Raw genomic sequence first — 9,287 nt, 5'->3', positions numbered from 1 at the left:
TCCCGGATTTGAAGCCATACCGCCTCTGGCGGCTTCAAATCCGGGAGAGGAGATCATCGACAAAAACGCTGAAGCGGACCGGCTGAAAGCCGGTGGTTTGTATCCGATACATGGAAAATCAATCTTTACCCTCGGTTTGTCAGGGTTCGGTCCGATTTGAAAGCCGCTGAAATCGACATCGATTCCAACGCCGGCGTATCAGCCATCTTGTCTCGGATGAGCGCGGTCCGCGCCGGATGCGGTCGCGATACCGCCGAGCAGATGCCGATCCAGGGTACGAACGGCGGGTAACGTTATCGTCGGGGCTCTGCGCGCCCGGGTGCTAAACTTTGAGGACCGTGTGGCCGCGGCGTTGGAGGCACGGGCCTCGGCAGAACGCCCTCGGCGGTCAAAGTTCTGTCGCTCCCGCCTCCGCGAGTGCGGCTTCATGAGGAGTCGCCGGTCGGGTCACCATGCGTTGGAAGCTGTAGGTTCCTTCCGTCTGGTTCGTGCCACCTACATCTTATCCTTCTGGCTCAGGCGGTCCACCGCAGGATCGCCCATATGCATGAAATTGATCGCCGATAATTACAACGGCCGGCGCCAGACGAGTCTTCAATGCCAGCCATTCGCCTCGTCGGAGCGCTGATATTGGAGACCAATGACGAATGGGCCGTCGCGCCGCGCTACATGAATCTTGAAACCTTTGTCGGTCACCGACAATCCAAACGTCAGGTTGCCGCTGTGGCCACCCGAGCTGGCTCAGACCTGCCTCGAGGTCAGCGCTCCAATACCAAACCCTGGAACACGATCCCAGACGATGTGATAGCGGTGATAGAAGACCCCGTGCTTGCCGGTATCATGTTGCATGATGCTATCCTGCGCGCCGATGCATGTCCGACTGGAAGTCTGAGTGTTGTATCAAAACGTGGACGCTCAATGGTTGCACTGGGTCGTACCGACCTCAAGGCAGAGGATCGCCGTCTCACGCCGCCTGCCCGCTGAGTCTGCCATAGAAGCTGCGTTCGAGATGCAACTCCCCTGCCCCGGCCTTTTCGACCATGCCGCGCAGATAGCCGCCCGGAGACGCCACTTCGCCTTTGGCATGCTTGTCGAAGGTCAGAACCAGCGCCGCCGTGGCGATCTGAGGCCCGAGACGGTCCTGCGCGAGATTCCAGGCGTGCTCGGAGACGCCGATCATCGGCCGCAACTGCCCCGCAACCCGGTGCAGATCGCCCCAATCCCTCAGGTATCCGCCCATATTGCGCGCCCAGGAAGCGAATTCCGGACAGGCCTGCATCACCGTCGGCAGATCCAGTGCCGCCCCACGCTTCTTGCGGGCTTCCGCAACCCAGTCTTCCAGATCCTTATCCACCCGTTCTTCCGGTGGGGCATTCGGCGCAACATCGGCCGCTTCCTCTTTTTCAGAGGAATTACAGGTTACAGGATCAAGTTTGGTTGTAGTTAGTATATGAGGTTCAGAAATGATCTCCCTGGGGTTCATTTCTTGAGTCTTCTCCGATACTTGTTCGGTAGTTACAGCTGTATTGTCCACAACCTCATCCGCTCGAACTGCCTTGAGATAGGCCGCCTCGACACGCTCCTGAAGATCCTGAAACCACCCCATAAGCCGCTCAAGCGTCTCTGACGCCGTATGACGGCGTGGAAGCCGCGCCAGGAGCACTTCGAACATGCCCGTGAGCTGCGTCCAGGGGCCCTTCAGGGCGCAACTCACGGCCGCCTCGATTCGAGCCCGGATCATACGCCGCGATACGGTGATCTGGCGCTTCAGGCGCTGGCAGAGCGCGCGTTCGGCCTGGAGCTCGATGTGCAACTGCTCGAACTCATCTGCGCGGGCCGAGAGAGGCGACAGATCAAAGCCATAGGCCTCGGTGATGTAGCCCTCCTCGTTTCTTCGGCCCCACCGCTTGCCATTGGGGCTGTCCTTGAAGGAGATCACCCCGGTCTCGGCCAGGCGCCGGGCGTGACGCTTAAGCGCCGAAAGCGAAAAACCCGTCTGCTCCATCAGATAGGCGTTCGATGCCCAGACGATCGGCCGCCTGCCCTCCTCCCAGTCCTGGGTCTGTGTGAAGGCCCCGAGCGTGTCGAGGAGCAAGAGGTCGCCGGCCTTCAGGCCGATATATGCCCCTACGCGCTTGAGCGCGACAAATGCTGTTGATTTGGGTACAGCTACCCGTTCACCGGCTTGGGCGTGCTGCTCCGCTACGGCCATGCCCGCAGATGCTTTCCGCCACCCCGAAGGTTGGTGGATATTTGACAAAGCTTCTCTAGTCTGAGGCATACCTACCTCAGTCGCTCCGTTTGGAGCGTTGACATGCTTCTTCATACTTTGTCAGCAGACAAAGAAATCCCGTTCGCTCAAAAGCGCTTTTTTCTTGTATGGCGATTCGCTGGCTGCTAGGTTCTAGGTGTCTAATCTAAGATTTGCGCTCTGCGCAGCAGCCCTCGAAGCTCCGGTTTCGGGGGTTTTCTTTGCTAGCCTTTCCTCCTTTCTGCTCTTCCTCAGTTGTCGTCCCGTGAGTTTAGTTTTGCAAACTCGGCGAAGGATCTCTTGATGATGTCCGCGAGATTGCCTTCAAGCCAATTCGCGAACTCTGCATTTACACCCGACTTCTTGATTGAAAGGGACACGCTGCCCCGCCCGGCCTTAATGACTACCCCCTCTAAGGGCGTGATCTCTCGTGAGCCACCGGGCGCTTTAGGTCCGCGCTTGGCCGCTTCCTTGATGAGCGCCTCCAATCGCTCATCCGAAGTCAAAGTGGCATCGATCTTGGTAAGCAATTCGAGTGCAACTTTCTCGGAAAGTTTGCGCTCCATGAATAACTCCGCGAGATCCGTCCACCTTGGCCGACCGGACTTGGGCGCAGACCCTATCAAGTCCCCTATCCTGGACGGGACGTTCTGCGTCACCTTGGTCAGGTGGGAGAGTCCGGAAACAGATATGTTCAAGACTTGGCGCACCGTCACGCTCGCATGGCCCGCAGCTTGGATCGCCTCAGCGAAGCGCGCTTTTTCATAGAACGACAGGTTGCGGCGCGCAGCATTCTCCAGCCCTTTCGCCAGAAGGGCCGTGGCGTCATCAACGTCCTGGACGTTCGCGCGCACCTTGATGTCGAGTTCCCGACATGCCTTCAATCGGCGACGGCCATAGATCGCCTCGAAACGCCCTTCCACGGATTTGGAACGCCGGACGAGAATTGGCACGTGCTGGCCACCATCACGGATACTGTTCTTGAGCGCCTCGAAGCCCTCGTCGTCATCCTCTGCGTTTACAGCTGTAAATTCATCCAGCCGGTCCTTGGGCCCCCAATCGTCGATAAGACTGGGATCAATCTCTCGGATAGATGCTATGGAACCTTGCAATGCCCCCAAAGCAGGTGCGCTTGTTTTTGGAGCCCTCTCCGATGCCGGGCCGCCGGAACGAGCAATTGTGCTGGCGATACCCGACATATCGCGAAGAGACTTTCTAGCCATTACTTACGCCCCCATGATTGATGAATCATGACCTCGACCTCATGGCCCACCGCATCCATTGATCCTTTTGCACGATCGTAAGTCGCGCGCGTCATCTCAGAGCGCACCACCTCGTAAATCGACTGCTTGAGCATGGTCGCGTCACTGATCGCGGTGCTCTTTAGAGCGGTCGCGGACATGACCCTATCTTGGAAGAGTGCGCGCATGAACGAGGTCAGCTGTTGCGAAGGCACATCCGTAGGCTCATCGCGGGTAATCAGGAACTTGAAATTATCGTATTGCAGTGTCGCACCGGCGTCCTCGATCACCCCCATGTAGGCTCCTGCAAGTTCGAGGAACTGAGCGGTAGACGAGACGTCCAGCATCGAGGGTGTCATGGGAACAATTAGCGAGCTTGCGGCCGCCATACCCGCGATGGTTAAGAAGCCAAGCTGCGGGGGACTATCCATAAGCACAAGGTCAAAATCTTCTTCGACTTGAGTGAGAGCATTTCGAATGCGGGTGAAGAATGGGTGGTCGGCGTTCGAATTTACTGCCGATTCTGTCTCGAACTCCGAAAGCAACAGACGCGAAGGCGCAATTGATAGGCCCGGGAAATAGGTGGGGACAACGACATCCGCCATGCTGACAGGGTCGTCGTACCGGATCGCGTCATAAACAGTCAGCCCATCAAACTCGATTTCGGGACTGATGCCGCACATGGACGTGAGCGAACCCTGTGGATCCAAGTCGACAACCAGTACGCGATAGCCGCGAAGCGCGAAGTAGTGCGCGAGGTGGATACTCGTGGTGCTCTTGCTAGAACCACCTTTGAAATTCATCAGTTGCCAGATCTGCAGCTTCTCATTGCGCGAGCGACGTGGCAGGTAACGTCCTTTCTTTCGCGACGACTTCTCCAAAATCTCGCGGGCGCTCCAAAGCTCCTGCGCCGTGTAGAAGCGCCGCCCACCACGAACATCCTTGGGCTCCGGGATAGCGCCTTCTGCATGCATCTTTCGCATGAACTGGCCAGAGACTCCCAGCAGGTCTGCTGCTTCGGGTGCTGAAAATGAGCGTAGCGTTTTCGTGCTATCTGGGGCAAAAGCGGAAAGGAGATGCTCCCGGATGGCCGCGTTCAGCCGCTCGGAAATGTCGGACGCCAGCACCGAGGGCTTTTCGCTTGCCAGTGGTGTCACAGGAATCATCTAGTTGCCCCAAAATCAAGAATGTGACCTTTTTCGCGCCACTTGGTGACACAAGCCCTGATTCCCGGTGCTAAGTCAAGATTTTTACTCTATATTGTGTCTGCTGCTGCAAACTAAGACTACATGCGCTGATCGGCCCGCCATAACGTTTACAGCTGTAAACGAACTGCGAACCGCCCCGGCCAATCAACATACTATCCGCTTCCCAGACCCCAGCAGATGATAGACGCTGGGGACAGACCATCTTTAGTAGCGGCCTCTCCGAGGTTGGCGCTGAAGAAGTCGTCGCGGATGACCGGGATATCGTACTAGGTGCCGGCCTCCTTATTCTGATTCGTTCAGATGCCGCCATATCAGTGCGCCTAGCGGCGCGAGGAGCGTTGAGCGGCCCGGCTCGGCCTATGGACAATCCCGCCCGGCGCTATGAAAATACAGGTCAGACTAGAAATAGCGCCTGGACCTTGGCGGTTTCGATATCGGCGCCCGTGAGACTGACGCAGTTTGCGAGCATCGCTCTTCTCCATAGTTGCATTGCCATAACGGACGACTGGTAGCGACCGAAGGTCTGTTCGCGCCGAATGCGAAGCGCAGCACAAAGTAGCGGGCGCCTGTCGTATTGCTCGTGCGGGTCGAGAAGGCCTGCCGGGGCGACGGAAAAAGTTCTGCAACAAACATTTTGGTCGGGATGACAGCCGCGACCGGAATGTCGCGCAAAACAGACATCGCGCTTAGCGCGGCTGATGCCGATGACTGAGGGTAAGCTGCCGGAGAGCCACCTACGGACAACCCAGACCGTCATCGTGACTGGTCGAAATTATCATACCGGCAGAACCAGGACATCGACGATCCCCTGGCCACCTGCCGCGACCGCGTATCGGCGACCGGCAGTGCTATGTCTTTCTGGATGACGATCAGGTACGGCTTTTACGGACTCAGCCCGCTCCCGAACTGGCGGGGCTGTTGCGGCGCGAGGGGCAGCGTCCGATCTCGCTGGACGAAATGGAACAGGCAACCTCTGCGGCTGCGCAAGCCCGGTGATCGGGCTAGATACCAATGTCGTACTGCGCATTCTGACGCCGGACAGACCCGAGCAATCGGCGCCGGCCTAGGCCATTTTCGCCAAGCTGTCTGAGGGGGTGCCCGGCTATCTGTGTTGCGAGGTGATAGTGGAAATGCTCTGTGTGCTGGAGCGTGCCCATGGCCTATCGCGCCCCGAAATTGCCGGCGCGGTGGACGGGCTGCTCTCGGTACCAGGAATCGTGGTCGACGCGGCAGATCGCGCCGGCCTTGCGACGGACCTTTATCGGTAGGGCGGGGCCGAGTTTTCTGATCATATGATTGCCCTTGCAGCGGAGGATGCCGGCGGTCGCGAGTTTTTCAGCTTTGATCGCAGGGTGGTGGGGCAAGGCGGTATGCGCGGCGCCCGCTGCGTTCCGACTTGATGTGGGTCCGTCAATCAACTAGTCTCCAAACCAGATTAAGGAGCCTGTGATGCGTGAAATCGGGGCCTTCGAGGCAAAAACCCGTCTGTCCGAGCTTCTCGCCGAAGCCGAAGCGGGCGAGACGATACTAATCACTCGTCGTGGTCTGCCAGTCGCTCGGCTTGTTCCACCCTCCAGCGACAGATCGTCGGCGCTGGGGCGTCTTGCCGCGCTGCGCAGCAGGCTAGCCGCGCGCGGAACCATTTTGCAGCCTGACGAGATTCTTTCGGCACGGGACGAAGGCCGGCGCTAATGATCATCGTTGATGCGTCGGCCCTCGTTGCCTGGGTCATGCCGGACGAAACCGGGATTGATCTTACGGCAGCTCTCAAATCAGATGAGGACCTGCTGGCGCCGTGGCTTCTTTGGGTGGAACTGCGTAATATTCTGCTGGTCAGCGAACGTCGCGGGCGCCTTCCCGCGGGCATGGCAGATCAGATTGTCGAGGCGCTGGACGGGCTGGGATTACAGCTCGACACCGGCTCCTCGAGTGCAGTCGTCATGGATCTGGCCCGCCGTCACGGCCTCACGGCCTATGACGCGCTGTATCTCGAAGTGGCTCTGCGCCATGGCGGAATGCTGGCGAGTCTAGACAAGGCATTGCTGAAAGCGGCCGCGGCGGAGGGTGTCCAGACGCTTGGCTGACGCGCCTCACCCGAGCAGGTCTGTTGCGGGGTTTTTTGTGATGTCGACATCGGCATAGTATTGCTGTGCCTGGTTAAGGCTGCGGTGCAGGCTCAGCTGCATGGCGGCGGGCAGGGGGGCGCCGTCGGTCAGATCGGCGGCATGATCCAGCACGAAACGCAGCGCGACGGCTTCCTGCTCGGGCCAGTCCAGCGCGGCGCCATAGGCGGCGTCCTTCCAGGCGGTGATGTAGGCCAGATCGCGCTCCCAGGCGCGCAGGGTGTTTTCGGGGGTGCCGCGCCGGTAAAGCGCGGCCAGCGCCTCTTCCTCGGCGGGCGACAGATGGCTGGGAAAGGGCAGGGGTTGAAGGGATGTCATCGTGTTGCTATCTTTGATAGCGCATTGATGGAGAACCTGCCATGGCGCAACTGATCGTCCGGGATGTCGACGAGACCACGGCGCAGGCCCTGCGGCTGCGAGCGGCGACCAATGGCCGCTCGGTCGAGGCCGAGCACCGGATGCTGTTGCGCGAGGTGCTGGGCACCCCCGACATGGCCGAGGATTTCGCGGCGGCGGCGGCCCGGCTGCGGGCCCGGCTGGATCGTGGCACCGACAGCGCGGCGCTGGTGCGCGCGGGGCGGGACGACCGCCAGTGAGCGACCCGTTTGCCGGCCCGGGCTCCGGGCCTTGCGTGGTGGATGCCAGCACCGCGCTGAAATGGGTGCTGCAGGAAGACGGCAGCGAGATGGCGGCCGCGCTGCTGGACGGACGGCCACTCTACGCGCCGGCACTGATCTTCACCGAGGTCGCGAACGCGCTGTGGTCGGCGGTGCGCCGGCAACGCCTGCTGGCCGCCGAGGCGGCCGATGCTCTGGATCTGATCGCCCGGGCGCCGCTGCGCCAGGGGGTCGAGGACGCGGCGCTGGCGCCCCGCGCGCTGCAGCTGTCGCTGCTGCTGGATCACCCGGTCTATGACTGCACCTATCTCGCTTTGGCGATCCGGCGCGAGGTGCCGGTCGTGACCGCGGATCGCCGCTTTGTCCGCGCCGCGGCCGCGGTGCCCGAGGCCGCTCCCTTCGTTCGCCTGCTGGCGGAGTCCGCAGCGCATTGACGCCCTTTCTGAACGAATTCGCCGGCCACGATGACCGAAATTCGCGACCCGTCCAAGACTCCCGATAATGGTTCCTTATCGACAGTAATTGCGTCAGAACGAAGGGGCTTCAGTGCTCCGCATTTATCGGCTATTCTGCGGACATGAGTTATTTGGACGAAGACTGGTTCGATCCGTCAAAGGACAACGATACCGCCTATCCGCCCCTGCCACGGGGCGATCGACGGCGGCTGCTGGATCCCGCGGCCTGGCGCGCCGCCGAGGCGGCCTGCGCGGTGGACCTGGCGCAGGCCGCGCAGGCCATCGGCCGGTTGGACGGGCTGCTGGCCGGGCTGGACGAGACCATGCGCCGCGGTCTGATTGCCCGGCTGGCATTCAGTGAGGTCGTGTCCATGCTCTGGGCCGCGGGGACGCCGATCGCGAAAGACGTGCTGATCCGCGACCTGGCCGATGCCCCGGCCTCGGTCGACCTGGAGGCGCTGGCACTGGCCCGGTGGGCCATCGGGCGGTTGCAGGGCAGGGGGCGTCTGGAGGCGTTGCGGGATTTCCTCGGGCTGCACCGGGCGGGGCAGGGGCGGGGCGACAGCGACCTGCTGCGCCCGACCGGAGCCGATTTTGAATCCGAGACCGAGGGGTTTGCGGCGGGACTTGCCGCGCTGGAGGGGTGCCATGCGATCACACGGGCAGCGTTCGGATGCCGGCTCTGGCGGCTCACCGATCTGTCGCCGGACGGGCACCAGCTGGAAGCGATGTGCTGGGCGGCACGGGCCATGGCGGACAGCGCGGGGCCGCTGGTGATGGTGCCGATGGGGCAGGCCGGGCGGAGAGTTTGGACGATAGGTGGTGATGCGGAAGAATTTCTGAGGGCGTGGTGCGGGGCCATTGCGGCCGGCTGCGAGGCGGGGTTCCGCGTGATCCGGCAGCTGATGGACTGGGCAGATCGGGCCAGGCGGACGACGGCGCGGATCAAGGGCGGCAATGCGGGATTGGTGATCGATGCGCTGGTGGTGCATCCGGTGGTTTCCGCCGCTGCGCTGGAAGCCGAAGCGGCGATCAGCCGCGATACCGCCGAGCGGCTGCTGGCGCGCTTGCAGGGTCTGGGGCTGGTGCGCGAGATCACCGGCGGAACGCGGTTCCGGCTGTGGACGGCGGTGCTGTGACCACGAGCCCGACCGTCCCGGCGCGATCGTCTGTGTCACGCGACAAGGAATTTTCCGGTGGACTAGGCGGCTCCTCGGTAGCTCGAGAACCATCGCGCAACATCGATGAAGCGTCTCGATCGGCTCTGATGATGTGACCGCCCCCCGACGGCATCTCTGTGCCAAGGTGGGTCTGCGATGATCCACAACGGAGGACGGTCATGTCGGAGATTATCACGGTCGGGCTCGATCTGGCGAAGAATGTGTTCCAGGT

General features: G+C 61.2%; 10 protein-coding genes. 6 read left to right on the top strand and 4 right to left on the bottom strand.

All coding sequences use genetic code 11. The features are described 5' to 3' along the window. Positions 1-597 precede the first annotated feature (597 nt). The gene (locus KNW02_RS19425; RefSeq protein WP_216034848.1) at positions 598-984 is read left to right on the top strand and encodes a hypothetical protein; all 387 of its coding nucleotides are present in this window, start codon (positions 598-600) and stop codon (positions 982-984) included. On the opposite strand, the gene repC is transcribed toward KNW02_RS19425, so the two are convergent. From repC to repA, 3 genes are all read right to left on the bottom strand, one after another. Beyond that, a complete protein-coding gene (repC, locus tag KNW02_RS19420) occupies positions 965-2,212 on the bottom strand; it encodes a plasmid replication protein RepC (protein WP_252734137.1) in 1,248 nt (415 codons plus the stop codon). The two genes, KNW02_RS19425 and repC, sit on opposite strands and share 20 nt — an antisense overlap. A 290-nt stretch (positions 2,213-2,502) precedes the next feature. Then, complete coding sequence (repB, locus tag KNW02_RS19415) at positions 2,503-3,450, bottom strand: plasmid partitioning protein RepB (RefSeq protein ID WP_252734136.1); 948 nt, start codon at positions 3,448-3,450, stop codon at positions 2,503-2,505. 23 nt (positions 3,451-3,473) lie between these two features. After that, positions 3,474-4,658 (bottom strand): plasmid partitioning protein RepA, encoded by a 1,185-nt coding sequence (repA, locus tag KNW02_RS19410; protein ID WP_216034846.1) that lies wholly within the window; start codon positions 4,656-4,658, stop codon positions 3,474-3,476. A gap of 1,491 nt (positions 4,659-6,149) precedes the next feature. Between repA and KNW02_RS19405 the strand changes: the two genes are divergently transcribed. Continuing rightward, a complete protein-coding gene (locus tag KNW02_RS19405; RefSeq protein WP_216034845.1) occupies positions 6,150-6,392 on the top strand; it encodes a type II toxin-antitoxin system Phd/YefM family antitoxin in 243 nt (80 codons plus the stop codon). After that, positions 6,392-6,784, top strand: coding sequence for a type II toxin-antitoxin system VapC family toxin (locus KNW02_RS19400; protein ID WP_216034844.1), 393 nt, complete (start codon positions 6,392-6,394; stop codon positions 6,782-6,784). Before KNW02_RS19405 ends, KNW02_RS19400 begins: the two co-directional genes overlap by 1 nt. A 6-nt stretch (positions 6,785-6,790) precedes the next feature. Here the strand turns inward: KNW02_RS19400 and KNW02_RS19395 are convergent, their stop codons facing one another. After that, positions 6,791-7,141 (bottom strand): hypothetical protein, encoded by a 351-nt coding sequence (locus KNW02_RS19395; protein WP_216034843.1) that lies wholly within the window; start codon positions 7,139-7,141, stop codon positions 6,791-6,793. A 41-nt stretch (positions 7,142-7,182) separates the two neighbouring features. Between KNW02_RS19395 and KNW02_RS19390 the strand changes: the two genes are divergently transcribed. The 3 genes from KNW02_RS19390 (at position 7,183) to KNW02_RS19380 (ending at position 9,034) form a co-directional block, all read left to right on the top strand. After that, positions 7,183-7,419 carry a FitA-like ribbon-helix-helix domain-containing protein gene (locus tag KNW02_RS19390; protein WP_216034842.1) on the top strand — a complete coding sequence of 79 codons (237 nt, stop codon included), beginning with the start codon at positions 7,183-7,185 and terminating at the stop codon, positions 7,417-7,419. Then, positions 7,416-7,874: a type II toxin-antitoxin system VapC family toxin gene (locus tag KNW02_RS19385; RefSeq protein WP_216034841.1), complete on the top strand. Its 459-nt coding sequence runs from the start codon at positions 7,416-7,418 to the stop codon at positions 7,872-7,874. The genes KNW02_RS19390 and KNW02_RS19385 overlap by 4 nt, the downstream gene beginning before the upstream one ends. A gap of 143 nt (positions 7,875-8,017) precedes the next feature. Beyond that, entirely contained in the window at positions 8,018-9,034 is a 1,017-nt protein-coding gene (locus KNW02_RS19380) for a DUF1403 family protein (protein WP_216034840.1), read from the top strand. Positions 9,035-9,287 lie beyond the last annotated feature (253 nt).

The sequence above is a fragment of the Paracoccus marinaquae genome, assembly GCF_018860165.1.
Taxonomy (GTDB): domain Bacteria; phylum Pseudomonadota; class Alphaproteobacteria; order Rhodobacterales; family Rhodobacteraceae; genus Paracoccus; species Paracoccus marinaquae.
The sequence above is the reverse complement of the archived record's forward strand: the minus strand, read 5'-3'. Positions and strand labels throughout refer to the sequence as shown.